Raw genomic sequence first — 19,301 nt, forward strand, 5'->3', positions numbered from 1 at the left:
AAGAGCTTCGCCCGCCGCGGGTCGCGCGGCGAGCGATGGCTCTTCCCCGAACGCCGGCGGTCGAGAGCCGGCAAGCGAAGAACCCGGAAAGCTGCACGCCGGCGCAGACTAAAGCAGTCGGCAGCAACGTCAACGCAGGATCAGGAGGAAAACATGACTGTCTCGAAGACCGGAAGCATCAGCCGCCGTTCGCTGTTGATGGCCGCCACGGCCGTTCCTCTCTGCGGGATTCTCACCCGGCCGGCGTATGCCGCAGAGTTCGTCTATAAGTTCGCGACCGGACAGGATCCGACGCATCCAGTGAATATCCGGGCGCAGGAGGCGATCGACCGTATCCGCGAAGCGACGAGCGGTCGACTGGAGATTAGGCTATTCCCGGCCAACCAGCTCGGCTCCGATACCGAGCTCTTGACCCAGGTTCGCAGCGGCGGCGTTGAGTTCTTCAACCAATCGTCCTCGATACTTGCCACCCTCGTGCCTAGCGCAGGCATCGTGAACACCGGGTTCGCATTCGCTGACTACGACAGCGTATGGAAGGCGATGGACGGCGACCTCGGCACCTACATCCGGGCGCAGATCGCCAAGACGCCGATCATGGCGGTGTCGAAGGCCTGGGACAACGGCTTTCGTCAGGTGACCTCGTCGGGCCGCGAGGTGCGGAGGCCGGATGACCTGAAGAATTTCCAGATCCGCGTTCCACCGGCGCCGCTGCTCACCTCACTCTTCAAGGCGCTCGGCGCCGGGCCGACGCCGATCAACTTCAATGAGGTTTATTCCGCGTTGCAGACCAAGGTTGTCGACGGCCAGGAGAATCCGTTGCCGATCATCGCGACCGCGCGTCTCTACGAAGTGCAGAGCACGTGCAGCCTGACCGGGCACGTCTGGGACGGCTACTGGATCCTGGGCAACAAGCGCGCCTTCGAGCGCCTACCCAAGGACGTACAGGAGATTGTGACGCGCGAGCTCGACCGCTCCGCCGTCGACCAGCGGGCGGACATCGCGAAGCTCAGCCAGTCATTGCGAACTGACCTCTCGGCGAAGGGCCTCAAGTTCATCCATGTGGATCGTGGCGCCTTCCGCCAGGCCTTGTCCAAAACCAGCTTCTACGCCGACTGGAAGGGCAAGTTTGGCGAGGAGGCGTGGTCTCAGCTCGAAAAAGCCGCGGGCCAGCTATCATGACCAGTATGAGCCATACGCCGCACGTCGATGCCGGCATGGCGGCCGGCAGATCTCAAGGGGACGCGCGCAGTTGGGTGGTGACAGCGAACAGGATACTTGGCCACGTCGTCGCAGTCCCGGCGGCACTGCTCGTCCTTGCGGAGATCGCAGTCCTGTCCTCGGGCATCGTGGGTAGATACGTGTTCCGCTCGCCGATCGTCTGGTCCGACGAGCTCGCCGGCATTCTCTTCCTCTGGCTCGCCATGCTCGGATCCGTGATCGCGTTCCAGCGCGGCGAGCATATGCGGATGACCGCCATTGTCGGCGTTCTCAGTGCGGAACTTCGCGCGTTCCTGGACGTCGTCGCAGCAGCGGCATCGCTGGCATTTCTCGTGCTCGTCGTTTGGCCGGCCTATGAGTTCGCCGCGGACGAGGCGTTCGTCACGACCCCGGCGCTCGAGATCGTCAACACCTGGCGTGCGGCGGCGCTGCCGATCGGGATCGGGCTGATGCTGATCGCAGCCGTCCTCCGGCTCATCCGCATCGCGAGCCTGCGCAGCTTGCTGGCCTCCCTGGCGATCGTCGCAGGCATCATCGGGACGTTCGTTCTGCTGGCGCCGGTCTTGAAGCCGCTTGGCAATCTGAATCTTCTGATCTTCTTCGTTTTCGTGGTCGGCGCGATGGTCTTTGCGGCGGTGCCGATCGCGTTTGCATTTGGCCTCGCCACGGTCGGCTATCTTGCCCTGACAACCGGCACGCCCGACGTCGTGATGATCGGACGAATGGACGAGGGCATGAGCCACCTGATCCTGCTTGCCGTGCCTCTCTTCGTCTTTCTTGGCCTTCTGATCGAGATGACGGGCATGGCGCGCGCCATGGTCAGCTTCCTGGCGAGCCTTCTCGGTCACGTGCGTGGCGGACTGCACTACGTGCTGGTCGGGGCGATGTATCTGGTCTCGGGCATTTCCGGCTCCAAGGCGGCTGACATGGCTGCCGTGGCTCCTGTGCTGTTTCCCGAGATGCGGCAGCGCGGGGCCAAGCCCGGCGATCTCGTTGCGCTCCTGGCCGCGACGGGCGCGCAGACCGAGACGATTCCCCCGTCACTGGTTCTGATCACGATCGGCTCGGTGACCGGTGTGTCGATCTCGGGGCTGTTCACCGGCGGGTTGCTTCCGGGCGTGGTGCTCGCGCTCATGCTCGCGGCCGTGGTGTGGTGGCGATACCGCCGCGAGGACCTGTCCCACGTCAAACGCGCGACGGGGCGAGAGATCGGCCGCGCCTTTGTGATTGCGATTCCGGCCATAGCACTGCCATTCGTGATCCGGACCGCCGTCGTTGAAGGCGTTGCGACGGCAACGGAGGTCTCGACCATCGGCATCCTGTACTCCGCCTGTGCGGGTCTCTTCATTTATCGGCAATTCGACTGGCGCCGTATCTATCCGATGCTGGTCGAAACGGCTTCGCTGTCGGGGGCGATCCTGCTCATCATCGGCGCGGCGACGGGCATGGCTTGGGCGCTGACCCAGTCGGGATTCTCAGCCTCGTTGGCAAAGTTCATGACCGGCCTTCCCGGCGGCGTCCCTGTCTTCCTAGCGGTGACGACCGCGACCTTCGTGATCCTCGGCAGCGTGCTGGAGGGGATCCCGGCCATCGTATTGTTCGGCCCGCTCCTGTTCCCCATCGCGCGGCAGGTGGGGGTGCACGACGTCCACTACGCGATGGTGGTCGTTCTCGCGATGGGCATCGGCCTATTCGCGCCACCGTTCGGCGTCGGCTACTACGCGGCTTGCGCCATCAGCCGCATCAACCCGGACGAGGGCATGAAGCCGATCGTGGGCTACATGATCGCGCTCTTGATCGGCACCCTGATCGTTGCAGCCGTGCCCTGGCTATCGATCGGCTTCCTTTGAGCGTCGGCGGAACGCCTCGCGGGACAAAACCGTGAGGCGCCTCGTCAGGCGAATTTCGGCAGATACAGCGGCAGCCCTTCGCAGGGCATATCGATCTCCTCGACCTGGCCCTTGCCGACTTCAGTGACACGCAGCTTCTTGCCCTCGAGTGTAAAGGCACAATTCGTCGGCTGCGGCCCATCCAGGATCAGCCGGTCGACGACTTCGCCCCGTCGGTCCAGCACCGTGACGTTCTTCTGGTTGTAGACCGTGCAATAGAGGCGGCCATTCGTCCCGAAGGCCATACCGTCCGGCCCTTTGAAGTCAGGATTGGAATCAGGCTGCAGGACGTTGCCGAAGACCGCACGTTTCGGCGAGGCTTCGCCGAGCACGTCGTATCGGTAGATCTCGCCGGTGAAGGACGCGTTGGCATAGAGCTGATTGTCGGGACCGAAGGCAATGCCGTTGGTGAACCGGATCTTGCGATCGAGCACGCGCAGGACTTTCATCGCCGCTGGATCGATCTCATACACACGGCCGTCCCAATCAAGATTCATATAGTCGTCGACGAAGGCTTGCCCGTTGATGAAATCCTCAGCAGCCATGCCGGAGTCGGTCATGTAGAGCAGTCCATTCGGACCGAAGCAGAGATCGTTCGGGAACAGAAAGCGGTCGGCACCTTCGCCCTGCATGCGCCGGATCTCGTTTCCGCTTTCGTCGATGCAAATCAGCGCCCGAAGACCGGCTTCTGCGATCCAGATCCGGTCGTGACAGTTTTTTCCACGTGTAGTCTGTCGGGCACCTTGTTGCCCAGGGGGAACCATATATCAGTCCGTCACTATTGAAATGGCGCGCTATAACGGACTAAGACGAGGTGTGCTCATGACGAGCGCGCGAGGCCTACCGCTCCGCGCTGGACCTCTTCGTTGATTGACAAAGCACATTCAGTCGCCACGATGCTTGGGGAGACAAAAAATCGTGGAAATCTGGTCTGCCAGTCCGGTGATGAAGAATGATGAGCAAGAAGACAATTCGGACGACCAAATTCGAAGCGAGTGTTTCAGAGCAGCTGCCGGCGGGACGGATCGGCGCTCGTTTGCGTGCCTGGCGCCGCAACAAGAACATGACACTCGACGAGCTGGCTCTCGCGACGGGACTGAACAAAAGCTTCCTGTCCCGGATCGAGAAAGACGCCAAGGCACCGTCGATCGCAACCGTGATGAAGCTCTCTCGTGCTTTGGACATTCCCGTGGCGCTGCTATTTGGTGAACAGGTCGCGGACTCGGACATCCATCTGGTTCGTACAGCGAACCGGCAGCCGGAGGAGGATCCGGTCCATGGATACTCTTTTGTATCCCTATCGCCAGCGGGGCCGGGCCGACGGGCGGAAGCTTTCTTAATGACGCCGCCGGCCCACTTCAGTGAGGCAACCTACGCAGAACATTCCGGCGAGGAGTCGCTCTACGTCATTACGGGCCGCGTCGAAGTGAAGTTCGCGGACCGCAGTGTCGTCATGGGCCCCGGAGATTTCCTGCAGTTTCCGGGGCACCTCGTTCACCACGTGCGGCGGGTTGGCGCCCGCGCAACCGTCCTTATCGTCATTAGCCGAGACTGATCCACGCCCACCACCTTCCGAAGGCCTGATGCTATGCTTGATCAAGATGCGCCATTCATCGACTACTATGTCTGGCTGATGTCGGACTGGGCCTATTTAGGGCAGGTCAGATTGTCACAGATAACCGCGCGTCACGGAGTTCGTGTCACTATATCCCAATGCGCATGCAGGATGTCTATGCAGCAAGCGGCGGGATCGTTCTTGAAAAGCGTTCATGGCAGCGACGCGACTATCGCATCGAGGAGCTTAAGCGTTGGAGCGAGCGGCTCGGGATGATCGTCAACATCGAGCCTTCCTATTTTCCTGTCGACGTGGATCTTGCGTCCTGCATGGTAATTGCGGCGCAAAACCAAGGCTTGAATGTCGACACTCTCGCGAACGCAATGATGCGCGCGATTTGGGTCGAGGACGAGAACCTCGCCGACCGCGACACGCTGCTGAGAACTGCGGATCGCGCCGGTTATGACGGTTTGACGCTGTTGGAGGGGGCGGCAGGTGCTGCCCGCCTGGAATACGTATCCAATACCTCTCGCGCATTGGAAGCTGGTGTCTTTGGATCGCCGTTCTATGTCTTCAAAGGCGAACGGTTCTGGGGGCAGGATCGGCTGGATATGCTTGAAGAGCGACTGATCCGCACAAAAGGCGCTCCGCTGGGGCGCAGGCCGCAAGCCTGATTCATTTCGAGTGTCTGAGCCGATCCGACGTCGACGCGGTCACCGTGTCGGCTTCAGCGGACTGTCGGCCCAACTGCGGGCAGGCGGCTCGGCAGCGGGTCGTCTTCCAAACAGTACAAGCGTAGCACAACCGCCCCTCGTTGGAGTCGTCGGCACGCTGGCATTGGCTTGCCGCAGGCCGGACACGCATTCCGGATCGGAAAAGCGCTTGGGTCTGGTGTTTCTCACCGCGATTATGAGTCAGCCACTCTCGTTCGCAATTGTTCGGGCGCGGTGCTGGCCAAGGCGCCAGCGGATCGTGCCGTGCTTCGGCGCCTACACCAACGACGTGCGGAGATTGCGCAACAGCCGAGTGGCGCCAACGCCGGATACAATAGGGGCGCAGACGGGAAGTGCGCGCACTAGCAAAAAGGCCCCTTCTGATCCACTTTCCGGCCGACCCGGAGTATATCTCTTGATGCGGTCCGATGGGCGAAGCCCTTGCGCCAAAACAACAATACGGCGGGGCTAATCGCCGTACTGCCAAGCTGGTTTGAGCTAGATTTGATACTGAGCACGCCTTCAACGCGTCTGCGTTAAGCAAACCTTTCATATTTCGCCCGTGAGCGCGCATGCGGATTGGAATAGGGTTAAAAAAGCGTTAACCTGAAGCTACACCGAGTAGCATCCAGGCAATGAACCTCTCTCGCCGGAACTTCATGCAAGCGGCCCTCCTAGGCGGTGCCGCGCTGAGCGGAGGTGCCGCGTTGAGCGCGGTCGCCACCCATCAACGTCGCCCCCTCCCGTTGTCGCCGCTCCCGCACGCCGCTGATCTTGCCGGCTTGGCTCCCTCGTCCGCAGCGTTGAAATCGCAATCCTTGGCACTCGGTAGATTCTTTCCGTCCCTGCTGGATCCCGATGCCGCAGGCGGTCCTTTCATCGGCAACACGCTCTCCGGCGATAAGTCATTTGCCGATTACGTTCGCCAGGGCGAACCCGGTAACTCGGTTTTCCTGAGGCAGGCTGACGGCCGCGCCACCATTCCATGGACCCCCATTTTCTTGAGGGGAAACAACCAGCTATTGCAGTTGCCGTCATCTGTGACGCGACAAATAGACTGCTCTGATCTTTTGGTGATGAATGAGAGCAGTGCGCGTTATCCCGTCTTTGGCAACAAGGCGCGGAAGTACGAATTCCTGCTCCCGAATCTGAAGTGGTCCGGCTCCAAGCGTTTAGGGACCGTTGGCGCGGTCTCTAGCAATCATGCTCTGCAGTTTGCCCTAGCCAATCGTGTGGCCGATTTGACCGGTGACGGACAGCCGCTGAATTGTGCCCTGGACTTGGTGCTTTTCGAGGTGCCGGGAGCTACCACGGACATGGCGCGGCTGGGTATTTTGCGAGGCCTGGTTGAACACGTTGCCATAGCCAAGAACAACATTGAATTGGTGGGCCAAGCTTCCCAGGAATATGCGAGAAATTGGCTACATTCGGATACGGATTCGCTCGTTCCCCCAGGCGGCTCGAACGACCTGAGTGTGTTGGGGCATATGAATGCGATTGCCGAGTTGGCGCAGTTCCTTAGCGCCGCTCAGGCGTGGAGCGCACCGCCCGACGTGATTTTTGTCGCCATGGGCAGCGGCTCGACGGTCTTGGGCCTTCTCCTGGGCGTCCATTTGATGGGATGGAAGACCAAGGTCGTGGGAGTGGCCGATCAGGACAAATCATATCTGACGCGATGGCTTGTCAACCGGCAACCCTCCTTGCCATTTGTGGAGGGGAATGTTGCCAAACTCGCTCGCAGCACGGTCCAGTGGCTGCAGCAAATCCGCTTTCCAGGCATCTCCCCTGATGTGCTTCGCGTGATGCAAGACGAGATATTCGTGCCGGATTCCACCAGCTGGCAGCCCGGCTACGGCTTGGTCGAAGCCGCCGACGTTGCGTGGGCGAACGAGTTGGAGGAAGCCGGACTCATCCTTGATCCAGTCTTCACTTTGAAAGCATGGCGCTCGTTGCTCACCATGTCTAAAGCGGGGGCGCTCAAGAACAAGAAGGTTCTTTTCTGGAATACTTACAACAGCTTTGATTACATGCCGCCTCTTCTATCCAGCTTGGGATAGCCGATGCGTGGTTACCAGCCATTGATCGTCTATATAGCAGTCGTCATGTTTCTGACGCTGGCATATCTTGCATCACCTATTTCGAGAGAGGCCTTTTGGCAGGTGTTTCCGGGGCTTGAAACAATGGCCCAAGCGCATCCACTCGGCACCGCTGTGGCGTTTCTGGTCACATCCACTGTCCTTGCATTTCTGTCCTTTCCCTCCATGCCAATGATTTGCCTGGCCGCCGGTTTTTACATGGACGGGTTGGAGGGAGGCGCCACCGTGCTGCTCGGCAGTGCCTTTGGCGGTTTGAGCGCGTTTCTCTTCTATCGAAAGCACATTCAACGTCGCAGCGCTTCATTATGTCAGCAATCGGCTGTGAGACTCTGGTTGACCTTGCTCGGACTACGCCTCTCGCCGCTGGTGCCCGCACCACTGGTGAATTTCATTGCCGCGATGCTTGACGTCACCCCTCTTCAGTACCTGACGACCAGCATGTTGGGCGGCGCGCCGCTGGTCCTGTTCTATGCGCAAATAGGGCAGCAAGGGCATCACTTACTGTCCGGCGAAACGCCGCATTGGCAGCAGTTTTCCGGATACTTGACCATATTATGCTTAAGCACGCTGTTGAGCGCGATGGGTCCGTGGCGGTCGGTGCTGAACGACCTCAAGAAACTGAAAGGCACGCCCGGATCGAACAATCTTCCGTTGCACTCAGCACCTGGCCTGCAATCAATCCTTTACCGACAAACTGGTTTTTCCGAAAACTGAAATCTACTTTGTTGTATTTCGCCATCCTTTCTTAAACTCACAGCTATAGATTGCAGGCGCTTCTACTGGCACAAAGGTAAAGAGCGCCTCCATGTCCCTGAAACGCTTTGTCCGCGGGTCGCTAAGCGGCGCCATGGTCTTCCTTTTCGCGACTTCAGGCTGGGCAGCTGATCTTGCAGAGATCAAGCAGCGAGGCGAAATCCGCCATCTTGGCATCCGCTACGCCAACTTTGTGACCGGCGCGGGGGATGGTTTGGACGTCGAGCTGATGCAGGGCTTCGCCAAAAGAATTGGCGTCTCCTACAAGCTTGTCTACTCAGATTTTTATTCGGTCATCCGCGACCTGCTCGGCAAGGATGTGGTGCGCAAAAATGGCGAAGTGACGCTGGCCGGTGACTATCCCATCAAAGGCGATGTGATATCGAGCGGCTTCACCGTGCTGCCCTGGCGTGAGGCCATTCTTCTATATTCCGAGCCGACCCTTCCTTCGCAGGTTCTCTTGGTGGCACCAGCCGAGTCTGATCTGCAGCCTATCCAGGACGGCGCGGATCTTGCGGCAGACATCGTCAACACCCGGAAGGCGATCGGATCCAAGAGCGTACTCGTGATGGAGCGCACCTGCTTGGATCCATCCAATTACGGCCTGGTCAACGTCGGTATCGATTTAAAGGCTTACAACAAGAGCGCCAACCTGAACGAGATGGTCCCGGCCATGCTCAACAAAGAGGCCGAATTGACACTGCTCGACGTGCCGGATGCCATTCTGGATTTGCGCAAATGGGCGGGCAAAATCAAGATTCTGGGGCCGATCTCCGAGCAGCAAACGTTGGCAACCGCCTTTCCGAAGGACGCTCCAGCTTTGCGCAATGAATTCAACGCGTATTTGAGCGAGATCAAGGCCTCCGGCTTCTATGACCGGCTGGTGGACAAATATTATCCAGGCATCCGTCGATTTTTCCCGGAATATTTCGCGAAAACGAATTAATGATATCTTCGCTGATTAGATTCAGTCGATCGTTAGCGCCACGCTGGCTCTTGATAGCGGCAGCGGCGTTTCTGCTGTCGATGTTTTATCTGATTGGCAATCTCTATACGTCGCAAGTGGAGTTGCGGCAAAACGCCGATGCGCGTCTGGTGTCGCTCGGTGAAGCGCGCGCCGCGGAGGTCAGCGATTTCTTAGCTGAACGGCGGCAAGCCGCGGCACGGCTCGCAGCCAGCGAGGACATTTCCAACTATTTCAGCAATCTCGATCTCGGAATGTCCGTCAAATACGGCCTCTTCGCCAATTTGGCTGCAATCGAGCGCCGCTTTCAGGCGACGATGGTTGAGGAGAAATATCAGGGCCAAGCCGCCTATTTGCGGCTGGCTTTCTTCGATCGCAACGGCGTGGCGCAAGTTGATGTCGGCTCGTCCAGCGCGACGACAGCTTCGCCGGGGCGTAACGCCCTGGCCGAACCATATATTCAGATTGACGACAAGCGCCGCCTGATTGTGGTCAGCGTACCGGTACTCCAGAAGGGCAAGATAAGGGGAACGGTCGAGACCGTGAGCAGTCTCAATCTACTTTCCTCATTGGTGTCTACCAACGACCTCGGCCAGCCGCGCGAATTCCTCCTGGGAGACGATGGGCAGGTGCTGCTCCCGATCGAGCGAGAGCACTCGGCCGTTGTCACCGAAGGCCCCTCGCTAGCCAAGATTTCGTCTGGCCGCATACAACCGCTGTCAAATCTCAGCGCTTCCGAACTGAAAGGATATCTCGCACTTCGCTCGCCAGTTACCGGCACTCGACTTTCCGTCCTTCGGCTGGCCAGCGAGGATGAACTATACGGCCGTACGCTTTCACCCGTTTCCGTTTTTTATCTTGGCCTCTTCGCCATCGTGCTATTTATGCTGGCGATCGGCTTCGAGCGAATGCGTCAAAATGCGGCGCGGTTACAAATCAAGTTCGTGGAGTCCAATCGACATCGAGCGGAGTTGGCCGAAAACAATCTCGCTCTCTCTCAAGAGATCAGGCGGCGCGAAGCCATTGAGGCCGACCTGCAGCGACAGAGGGAGGCTCTGGACAAGTCAAACTCTGAATTGCGCATAGCCGCGGCTGCTTTCAATGCTCAGGAAGGCATGATCGTCACCGATACCAAAGGCGTAATCTTGAGTGCCAACCGCGCCTTCGTGGGCTTAACCGGCTATACGATCGAAGAATTGGTGGGACAAACCCCGAGACTGTTCCGGTCTCATCGGCGTGATTCCGAATTCTACCGCAGTATGTGGGATTCCGTTCAAGCAACTGGCGGCTGGCAAGGTGATATGAGTCTCAGGACCAGGCGCGGAGAAAACTGCGCGCGCTGGCTGACTATATCCGCTGTGAAAAACGAGACGGGCGAGGTCACCAACTACATCGGCTCGTATTATGACATTTCTAAACTGAAGCACGCTGAGGAAAAGATCCAAGAACTCGCTTTCTTTGACCAGCTAACAGGCCTGCCGAACCGCGTCCTGCTGATCGACCGCGTGCGCCAGGCGGTCAATGCGAATATCCGTAGCAACTCCTACGGCGCCTTGCTGTTCATTGATCTGGACAATTTCAAGACACTGAACGACTCGCTGGGTCACCACATGGGCGATATGCTGCTGAAATGTGCGGCTCAGCGCCTCTCGCATTGTGTGAGGGCGGATGACACAGTTGCCCGCTTTGGCGGCGACGAATTTGTCGTTCTTCTCGCCAATCTGGGTACACAGAAAGCAAAGGTCGCAGCTTTACAGGCGGAAGCGATAGGCGAAAAGATACTCGCAGCCTTCACCGAGGTCTTCCAACTCGATGCGTATGAATATCCCTGTACCGCAAGTGTTGGCGTGACCTTGTTTTCGACTGATGAGTGCAACGTTGACGAGTTGCTCAAGAGAGCCGATCTGGCAATGTACGATGCGAAAACGGCGGGGCGAAATGGCCTGCGGTTTTTCGACCCGGCCATGCAGACTATGATTACAGCCCGCGCTGCCCTCGAGACCGATCTACGAGAAGACCTTAAGAAGGAACGGCTTTTGCTGCATTACCAGCCGCAGGTCGATCACGAAGGAAGGCTGCTGGGGGCAGAAGCGCTGGCGCGCTGGCCGCATGCGCATAAAGGGATGATTTCTCCTAGCGAATTCATCCCCGTCGCAGAAAGCACCGGCCTCATCCTTCCGCTCGGCGCCTTGATGTTGAAGACCGCGTGCCGTCAGCTGGCTCGCTGGTCAAGCGATCCGGCGACCGAACGCCTGACCATCGCAATCAATGTCAGCGCCCTGCAGATGCGTCAGAAGAATTTTGTCGAAGAGGTCCGCGCGATCATTGAGCAAACCGGCGCCAATCCCCATCGCCTCAAAATCGAACTCACTGAAAGCACATTAGTCAGCAACGTCGACGATGTGATCGCCAAGATGGGCAAATTGAAAGCGATTGGCATCGGCTTCAGCCTCGATGATTTCGGAACCGGCTATTCAGCGCTTTCATATCTGAAGCGTTTGCCGCTTGACCAGCTCAAGATCGATCGCAGCTTCGTCAAGGACGTTCTGGTTGACTCTAATGACGCCGCGATAGCCCAGATGATCATAGCGCTTAGCAGAAGCCTTGGCCTTTCAGTCATCGCCGAAGGCGTCGAAACGGAGGAGCAATATGCGTTCCTGGCGCGACATGGACAGCTCAGTTACCAGGGCTATTTGTTCGGACGGCCTATGCCGGCCGAGGATTTCGTGAGTCTCGCCCGAGCTTTCTCGCCACGTCACGGTTTGAAGCGGGTACGCGGGTCGGTCAATCGGGCTTCCGCATAGGCCGTCGCCGGGAGACGCCAATTGCTGTTGTTTCTTGCTCGTTTTGAGTGGCGAAGCAGCCGTCCGAATGCAACCGACACAGCCAAAGCCCAATCGAGGCCATAGCGCCTGCTCGTGGTCCAAATCGGCCGCGCCCCGGCAATGTCGCGCCTGCTCGCATTATGTCGTCGATCATCGGTGGTTCCTCTGGTTGCGTTGTTGCCGTTGGCGTGTCGCAACCCGATCCTACCGGAGAATTTCCGGTGGCCAGGCAATGGCGCCCGCCTGCTACGGCGCTATTAGAGGCGCACGACCGGGTGGCTTTGCTCTACCGAGCTACACCACAACCGTGGACACGACCCGTACCACCGCTGGAAAGAATGGGCTTCCTGTCTCTGCGCAAGACGCGCCGTTAGTCACTTAAGGCTCCGCTTTGACCGAATGAGTCCGCGTACAATTGCTCAAGTTTCACAACTTCATCTTGAGTGAGCTCGGCGAATTCCTTCTCTCGTGCCCGCTTTGAAAGTCTTCCTTGATTCTGTCGCAGAAAGCCAAACAGGTTGTTGAGCGTTCGCTCGGGCATGTCGATGATGTTTTCGACTCCGGATCGGAACATATCGAAGTTGCGCAGGAAGCTCGTCTCATTCGGAAGGTCCAGCTCAATCGTCTGGCGTACACATTCGTACAGAAATTCGGCATGCGGGGTCGCGTCGAAGAAGCGGTAAAAATCCCCGGTGTCGTTCAAAACCTTCACATTATTCTTTGGGGTCGCTTCCCATTGTACGCACGGAAGTAGCCTGCTGGAATAGCTTTCCAGCACGCCTTTGTACTCGGCGATCCGGTCTAGAATCGCCGACGACACTGGAAAATGGACCCCGGCCGGATTAAATCCGCGCCGCGCGAGGACATGATGCATCAGGTATCGATGGATGCGTCCGTTGCCGTCCTCGAATGGATGGATATAAACAAAGCCGAAGGCGAGCACCGCCGCCGCGATAATGGGATCGAGCTCGTTCTCGGCGGCGAGGTCGAATGCGATCAATCCTGCCATAAGAGAGGCGATGTCTTCATGCCTCGCGCTGATATGGTCCGGGATAGGGCGCTGTGTATCGCGGTCATGCTCTCCGACGAAGCCGCCTTCCTGCCGGAACCCGAGCTTCACGAAACGCTCGTCTCCGATGACGATGCCTTGCAGGCGCAAAAACTCCTGCTCATCGAGCGGCGCGCGTCCAGCCTCGCCGATGGCGCGTCCCCATCTTTGAATGCGATCCTGAGGCGGCCTTTCGCCTTCGATGATGTAACTGGACTTTGAATCTTTCAGCAGCAGAAAGGCGGCGGTCCGCGCGAGCAAATCCTTCGGGACTTCGCTGACGACAGCGCGCGCGCGCTCCTTCCAGTTCTGCGCGAGAAATTGGTTCAGCGCGGCCGTCTTGAAAACGAGCGGACAAAATTCCGGGGTGCCGGGAAGATTGTTGCGAACGCGATGCCGGGCGGAATTCGTGCCAACCCCTCCGAACTGGAGGTCGGTATCGATGGCGTCTACATATGAGACCTTGTCTGTAAGCGACAGATTCAGCTCGCGGCCAAGCAACCACTCGTACAGAAACCAGATGCGGCGTGTGTAAATTCCGGTCGGCTTCTGCCGGACAAGCTCCGCGATGTCACCCTCGTTAACGACTAGGAAAAGCCGCTTCAGGACGGAAAGATCGACTCCTTCGTTCTTGAGGGCAAAAGTCAGGTGTCCCTCAAGCGAGGCCTGGGGAGCATGGCGAGGCGTGTAGATCCGCCAACCATCCTGTTCAATGATGCGGTGCCGGGCTCCGATGGCCGAAAGGGTGCGGGGGACCGGCACGGCCAGCTTGTAAGTGTCGATGAGCGCGGCATAACCCGCGGGGACAGCGGGCTCAGGCAATCGCCTATCGTGAAAAACATTCACCGATCCTGAAAATTCTGCGCTCACTTACATTCCTCTGAAAAACATTCCCCGTCCTCGAATTTTGGTCACTGAGGGCTTGGATTTCGAAAATCCATCATACCACGTGAAAAATAATCTCTCAACGGAATAATCATGAAAATGGTTCACTTTGGACTGAGAACCCGACCCACGATTCCAGTAGCGGACCAGGTCGGTCCGGGATGGAACCTGTCATGGCGCCGGTGATCTGCCGACGTTCCGGTTTTCAAATTCGCCATCATTTTCATGACGTTCAGATAGGGCTGATTTTACGCTGAAGACGACGAATTCTCTTGGCATTCAGACGCGCTGCGATGCCCCGGCACGACCGTGGTCCAGCCAACCGCACGGCACGACCTGCGAGGCGCTGCCGCTCTTGAAGACCGACCCGGGCGTCCAGAAGCCGGCAGAGGCCACATCCTTGTCAATCGCGGCTCCGACCCTGACCGCAAGAGAGAGGCCGTCGCTGGTGACATCGGGATGAGCAAGCGTGTTCGTCATGCTGGTGGGGTCCGCTTAGCTCGGCTCGCTGGCAGGCCCGGTCTTGACTGGCCAGCGTTTCGATCTCGCTCGATAGTCCCTCGATACGCCCATCCATCGATGCGAGTCTTCCGCTAAACCCTCGATGATGCGCAACATGCAAGGCGAAAAACATTGGCGCTAATTGCCAAGATACCGGGCAACTCGAACAGGGAATGTAGGCTTTGTCGCACACCATGCCTCGCTCCAGGAGGAACGCACGGGTCTGTTTGATGGACGGGTGCGCTGACCGACAAATCCACCGCGGACACGGTGCAGGGCCTGGAAAGTCGAGTAGATCGGCAGTGTGACGCGCTGCGCGAGAACCCCGATAGAACTCCTCTTGTACTTCCGGTACCGATGGAGGTCGCGCCCGCTATTCTGCGAGGTTTCCGGTTTGACTGCATGTCCGCAGCTCGGACTCACGCCACCCATCGTGGTGCCGCCCTCACGCGTGTCCAAGCCCGCGCCGCCAACGTAATCCTTGCATGCAAGGATCAATGCCGTCGCAGGCGCGCCGTCATTGCCGGCATGGTTGTCATCGCCGCGACCGTCGAGACGACACAGCATCGCCTTCGACGAGGCCGCAAATCTGCACAGTACATTGCAAAGTTTCGTGGTTCCCGACGCTTGCGGCTCGGCGGAAGCTGGCCGGTAGTGGATATCAAGACCTTCTGGGAGGGTGGATGGACGCGCAGACTTCCGTCAATTCCGGCGTCGCGCCTCGTTCTGTCACGCTTGCGAGCAGGCGCCTTCGGATCGCGCTGCTGCTTTGTGCGACGATGATCACGATCTATTTCGGCTTCATGGCATTGTTCGCATTCGACAAGCCGCTTTTGGGCACTGTGCTTGCGCCCGGGCTCTCGCTTTGCATCGTGCTCGGCCCTCTCGTCATCGTTTCATCGTTCCTGCTCTGCCTCATCTATGTGCTGTGGGCGAACCGGGTATTCGATGCCAGCCTTCGTGACCTCGAACGATAGGACCTCGCGATGGCGAACAACTCGCTCTCGATCGGCTTCTTCTTCGCATTTATGGTCCTGACGCTCCTGATTACTTACTGGGCGGCGCGGCGCACCCGTACCACGGAGCACTTCTTTGCCGCGGGCGGCGAGATCACCGCATGGCAGAATGGCTGGGCGCTCGCCGGCGACTTCCTCAGCGCGGCCGCGCTGCTCGGCATCGCCGGCATTGTCACCTCGAATGGCTTCGATGGCATGGTCTACTCGATTGGATGGCTGGTCGGCTGGCCGATCATCCTCTTTCTGATTGTCGAGCCACTGCGCAATGTCGGGAAATTCACGTTCGCGGACGTGGTCGCCTATCGGCTCAGCCAAAAGCCGGTGCGGCTCGCCGCGGCGGTCGGTACGCTGGCGGTGATCCTGTTCTACCTGATCGCCCAGATGGTCGCGACCGGATCGTTGATCAAGTTGCTGTTCGGCCTGCCCTACACTTGGTCGGTGGCTTTGGTCGGTGCTGCCATGCTCATCTATGTGCTGTTCGGCGGCATGCTCGCCACCACGTGGGTGCAGGTGGTGAAGGCGGCGCTGCTGCTCGCCGGCGGAGTGATCCTGGCAGTCCTGGTCCTGATGCATTTCGACATGAACCCGCTCAAGCTGTTCGCCGCAGCGGCGGAGAAGTACGGCACAAGAGTGCTGCAGCCAGGTTCGAAGGTGGTTTCGGGGCAATGGGACGCGATCTCACTCGGCCTCGGGCTGATGTTCGGCACCGCGGCGATGCCGCACGTCCTGATGCGGGTATACACGGTTCGGGACTCCAAGGCCGCGCGACTATCGATACTTTATGCCACCGGGCTGATCGGCTTCTTCCACCTGATGGTGTTCATCATCGGCTTTGGTGCCATGGTGCTGGTCGGCCCGGAGGCGGTGATGAAAGCCGGCGGTGGCGGCAACATGGCTGCACCTCTGCTCGCCCTCACAGTCGGCGGCGACGCCTTCTTCGGTTTCATCTGCGCAGTTGCGTTTGCCACCATGCTGGCGGTGGTGGCAGGCCTGACGCTTTCCGGTGTGGCTACGTTGTGCCATGATGTCTGGACCAACGTCGTTCGCCACGGTACGGCATCGGAGGCTGAGCAGCTCAAAGTGGCGCGGATCGCCACCGTTGCCATCTCGGTGCTGGCAATCGTGCTCGGCATCACCTTCGAAGGCCAGAACGTGGCCTTCATGGCCGGGCTCGCCTTCTCCATCGCCTGTGCCGCCAATTTTCCATCACTGGTCCTCGCCATCATCTGGCGTCGCTTCACGACGCCAGCGGCCGTCGCTAGCATCATGATCGGCACGCTAAGCTCGCTGGTGCTCATTGCGCTGTCACCGACCATCCAGGTCGACGTGCTCGGTAAGCCGCTGGCCCAGGTCAGCGGCGCCTGGTGGTTCGTCTCGCTGCGTAACCCGGCCATCATCAGCATGCCGCTGTCGTTTGCCGTGGCGATCGCGGTGTCGTTGTTGACGCGGGAAACGAACGCGGATGGCCGCTTCGACGAGATGCAGCATCGCATCCTGTTCGGGCGCTCAAGGACGATGCCGTAATCGGCGGAGTGAACCAGAGCTGGGAATTCCGAATGGCATGCGCGGAACTGCAGATGCTCCTGCACAATTTCGCCGTTGGCCCTTCGCGCGTCAATGTTACGATTTTGAGCCGAACATTTTGACCAGGGGGACAGAAATGCGCGACGCCTCACATCACCATCGTTTCATCGGCAGCCTGTGCAGTTGCGGAGCGCATGCTCCCGCGCAGCCGACTGTCGAAGAGGCCGTGTCCGAAAGCGTCCAGCAGGCACTTCTGCATGGCCTTTTCCCGCAGCCGGTTTTGCGGCGGGAACTGCTTCGCACCGTTGGCGCTGGGGTGATCATCGGCGCTCTCTCCAGCATCCTGCCAATCGACACCTTGAAGGCAATTGCCCAGGAGCGAAGGCCTCTCGAGAAAACCAAGCTGGCTGTTGGCTTCCTCCCGATCACCTGCGCCGTTCCGCTGATCTACGGCGAAAGGCTCGGCAGCTACCGCAAGGAAGGTCTGGATGTCAGTCTGCAGAAGATCGCCGGTATCGCGCTGATCCGCGACAAGATGCTCAACGGCGAGCTGGACGTCTCGCAGCAGGTGATGCCGGTCCCCCTGACGATGACAGCCGGCCTCGGCGGTAACGTCCAGTCGATCAAGGTGCTGACCATCTTGAACCAGAACGGCAACTCCCTCGTTTTGGCCAACAAGCACAAGGACAATCGGGATCCCAAGAACTGGAAGGGCTTCACATTCGCGGTCCCGTTCGAGCAAAGTCACCAGACCCTGCAGCTGCGCAACTATTTGGCTACCGCCGGGCTCGATCCGGACCAAGATGTCAAATACCGCATCGTACCTCCGACCGAATACGTGGCGAGCCTTCGCGTCGGAAGCATCGATGGTTTTTTCGGCGGAGAGCCGGGCGGTCAGCGCGCGGTCTACGAAGGCGCTGGCTTCATTCATCTGATCTCGAAGGATATCTGGGATGGACATCCTTGTTGCTCTGTCACCGCCGCGGAAAGCTGGATCCAGCAAAATCCCAACACATTCATGGCGTTCTACCGCGCCATCATCGCGTCCAGTCTTCATGTCTCGAAGCCGGAGAACCGGGTCGGCATGGCGAAGGTGCTGTCAGAGCCGCAATATCTCAATGCTCCCGAAATTGTCCTCGAGCAGGTTTTGAGCGGCACGTATGCCGACGGCCTTGGCACCATCCGGAAAGATCCGCGGCGGGTTGATTATCAGCCGTTTCCGCAATATTCGGCAGCAGTTTGGCTGATGACCCAGCTCCGGCGCTGGAACATGCTAAAGGAGGATGTCGACTACAAGGTGCTCGCCGAAAAGGTGATGCTGGCGACCGATGCCGCTCGGATCATGCGCGAGCAGGGCGTGACGCCGCCAGCGGTCGGCTTCGGCACCGAAAGGATTCTCGGGAACGAATTCGATTCCAATAAGCCGCAGGACTACCTGGCTTCGGTCCGGAAGGGGGGCTGATGGAGGTGTCACGCCGGCTGCAGCAGCCCTGGGTATCCTCGGTCGCGATCTTCATCGCATTTGTAAGCGTCTGGGGCTGGTTCACCGCCGGTTCGTCGGGAGGTGTTAGCGTCGCCGATGCCGAATATGTCCGCCTTGCCGGCCAGAGCGCGCCGGGTCAGCAGGCCGGTGCGATCCCCTCACCGTGGATCGTCGCGCTCCGCGGCTGGGATCTGATCACACACGCCTTCGATCACGGCAATCCCAACAATCTGGGCATCGCATGGCATCTGGCCTATTCCATGGGCCGCGTAGCACTGGGCTTCACGCTGGCCTTACTCGTCGCGGTGCCCCTAGGCTTCCTGCTCGGTCTATGGCCTGCTTGCCATCGCGCGTTGGATCCTTTCATTCAGATCCTGCGGCCGGTATCGCCACTCGCGTGGATGCCGCTGGCGCTCTATACGTTCCGCGACAGCACCGTCTCGACGATCTTCATCATCTTCATCTGTGCGGTCTGGCCGATGTTGATCAGCACGGCAACCGGGACAGCTTCCGTGCGGGCTGAATGGCTGAACGTCTCGCGCGTATTCGGTCTTCCACGACTAGAGCATGTCACGCGCGTCGTCTTTCCCGCCAGTGTGCCTATGATCCTGTCGGGAATGAGGATCTCGATCGGTATCGCCTGGTTCGTCATCGTGGCTGCCGAGATGGTCGGCGCACAGAGCGGCATCGGGTACTTCATCTGGAACGAATGGAATAATCTCCAGATCGCGAGCATGATCGTCGCCATCGTCCTGGTCGGCGGTATTGGATTGGCGCTAGATATTTTGCTCAAGCGAATAGGCGAAAGCCTCAGCTTCCGGGAATAGGACG

Annotated in this window: 15 protein-coding genes; 12 read left to right on the forward strand and 3 right to left on the reverse strand. The window is 59.1% G+C overall.

Annotated features, from left to right (window positions below):
• The first annotated feature begins 153 nt into the window (after positions 1–153).
• A complete protein-coding gene (locus tag IVB54_RS40605) occupies positions 154–1,179 on the forward strand; it encodes a TRAP transporter substrate-binding protein (protein WP_247299942.1) in 1,026 nt (341 codons plus the stop codon).
• Positions 1,180–1,214: 35 nt separating this feature from the next.
• A complete protein-coding gene (locus IVB54_RS40610; protein WP_247777648.1) occupies positions 1,215–3,068 on the forward strand; it encodes a TRAP transporter large permease subunit in 1,854 nt (617 codons plus the stop codon).
• Between the two features lie 44 nt (positions 3,069–3,112).
• On the opposite strand, the gene IVB54_RS40615 is transcribed toward IVB54_RS40610, so the two are convergent.
• Positions 3,113–3,871, reverse strand: a complete 759-nt coding sequence (locus IVB54_RS40615; RefSeq protein ID WP_247478033.1) for an SMP-30/gluconolactonase/LRE family protein — start codon at positions 3,869–3,871, stop codon at positions 3,113–3,115.
• 188 nt (positions 3,872–4,059) lie between these two features.
• On the opposite strand from IVB54_RS40615, the gene IVB54_RS40620 reads away from it, so the two are divergent.
• The 6 genes from IVB54_RS40620 (at position 4,060) to IVB54_RS40645 (ending at position 11,992) form a co-directional block, all read left to right on the forward strand.
• Positions 4,060–4,662, forward strand: a complete 603-nt coding sequence (locus IVB54_RS40620; RefSeq protein ID WP_247285523.1) for an XRE family transcriptional regulator — start codon at positions 4,060–4,062, stop codon at positions 4,660–4,662.
• A 158-nt stretch (positions 4,663–4,820) separates the two neighbouring features.
• Positions 4,821–5,336 (forward strand): DsbA family protein, encoded by a 516-nt coding sequence (locus IVB54_RS40625; RefSeq protein ID WP_247456387.1) that lies wholly within the window; start codon positions 4,821–4,823, stop codon positions 5,334–5,336.
• 746 nt (positions 5,337–6,082) lie between these two features.
• Positions 6,083–7,432 (forward strand): pyridoxal-phosphate dependent enzyme, encoded by a 1,350-nt coding sequence (locus IVB54_RS40630; protein WP_247369555.1) that lies wholly within the window; start codon positions 6,083–6,085, stop codon positions 7,430–7,432.
• Positions 7,433–7,435: 3 nt separating this feature from the next.
• Positions 7,436–8,185 (forward strand): VTT domain-containing protein, encoded by a 750-nt coding sequence (locus tag IVB54_RS40635; RefSeq protein WP_247299952.1) that lies wholly within the window; start codon positions 7,436–7,438, stop codon positions 8,183–8,185.
• Between the two features lie 91 nt (positions 8,186–8,276).
• Positions 8,277–9,170: a transporter substrate-binding domain-containing protein gene (locus IVB54_RS40640; RefSeq protein ID WP_247482325.1), complete on the forward strand. Its 894-nt coding sequence runs from the start codon at positions 8,277–8,279 to the stop codon at positions 9,168–9,170.
• A gap of 80 nt (positions 9,171–9,250) precedes the next feature.
• Positions 9,251–11,992 carry an EAL domain-containing protein gene (locus tag IVB54_RS40645; protein ID WP_247478039.1) on the forward strand — a complete coding sequence of 914 codons (2,742 nt, stop codon included), beginning with the start codon at positions 9,251–9,253 and terminating at the stop codon, positions 11,990–11,992.
• Positions 11,993–12,383: 391 nt separating this feature from the next.
• Here IVB54_RS40645 and IVB54_RS40650 read toward each other — a convergent pair whose 3' ends face one another.
• Entirely contained in the window at positions 12,384–13,931 is a 1,548-nt protein-coding gene (locus IVB54_RS40650; protein WP_247777608.1) for a Fic family protein, read from the reverse strand.
• A 294-nt stretch (positions 13,932–14,225) separates the two neighbouring features.
• Positions 14,226–14,426 carry a hypothetical protein gene (locus IVB54_RS40655; protein ID WP_247299960.1) on the reverse strand — a complete coding sequence of 67 codons (201 nt, stop codon included), beginning with the start codon at positions 14,424–14,426 and terminating at the stop codon, positions 14,226–14,228.
• Between the two features lie 704 nt (positions 14,427–15,130).
• On the opposite strand from IVB54_RS40655, the gene IVB54_RS40660 reads away from it, so the two are divergent.
• The 4 genes from IVB54_RS40660 to IVB54_RS40675 are packed head-to-tail and all read left to right on the forward strand — an operon-like array spanning position 15,131 to position 19,297.
• Positions 15,131–15,424 carry a DUF485 domain-containing protein gene (locus IVB54_RS40660; protein ID WP_247299963.1) on the forward strand — a complete coding sequence of 98 codons (294 nt, stop codon included), beginning with the start codon at positions 15,131–15,133 and terminating at the stop codon, positions 15,422–15,424.
• Between the two features lie 9 nt (positions 15,425–15,433).
• Complete coding sequence (locus tag IVB54_RS40665) at positions 15,434–16,987, forward strand: cation acetate symporter (RefSeq protein WP_247478041.1); 1,554 nt, start codon at positions 15,434–15,436, stop codon at positions 16,985–16,987.
• A gap of 37 nt (positions 16,988–17,024) precedes the next feature.
• Entirely contained in the window at positions 17,025–18,449 is a 1,425-nt protein-coding gene (locus tag IVB54_RS40670) for a CmpA/NrtA family ABC transporter substrate-binding protein (RefSeq protein WP_247369543.1), read from the forward strand.
• Positions 18,449–19,297, forward strand: coding sequence for an ABC transporter permease (locus IVB54_RS40675; RefSeq protein WP_247371543.1), 849 nt, complete (start codon positions 18,449–18,451; stop codon positions 19,295–19,297). Before IVB54_RS40670 ends, IVB54_RS40675 begins: the two co-directional genes overlap by 1 nt.
• The last annotated feature ends 4 nt before the right edge of the window (positions 19,298–19,301 follow it).

Source organism: Bradyrhizobium sp. CW1 (genome assembly GCF_023100665.1).
In the GTDB taxonomy this organism is placed as follows: Bacteria; Pseudomonadota; Alphaproteobacteria; order Rhizobiales; family Xanthobacteraceae; genus Bradyrhizobium; species Bradyrhizobium canariense_D.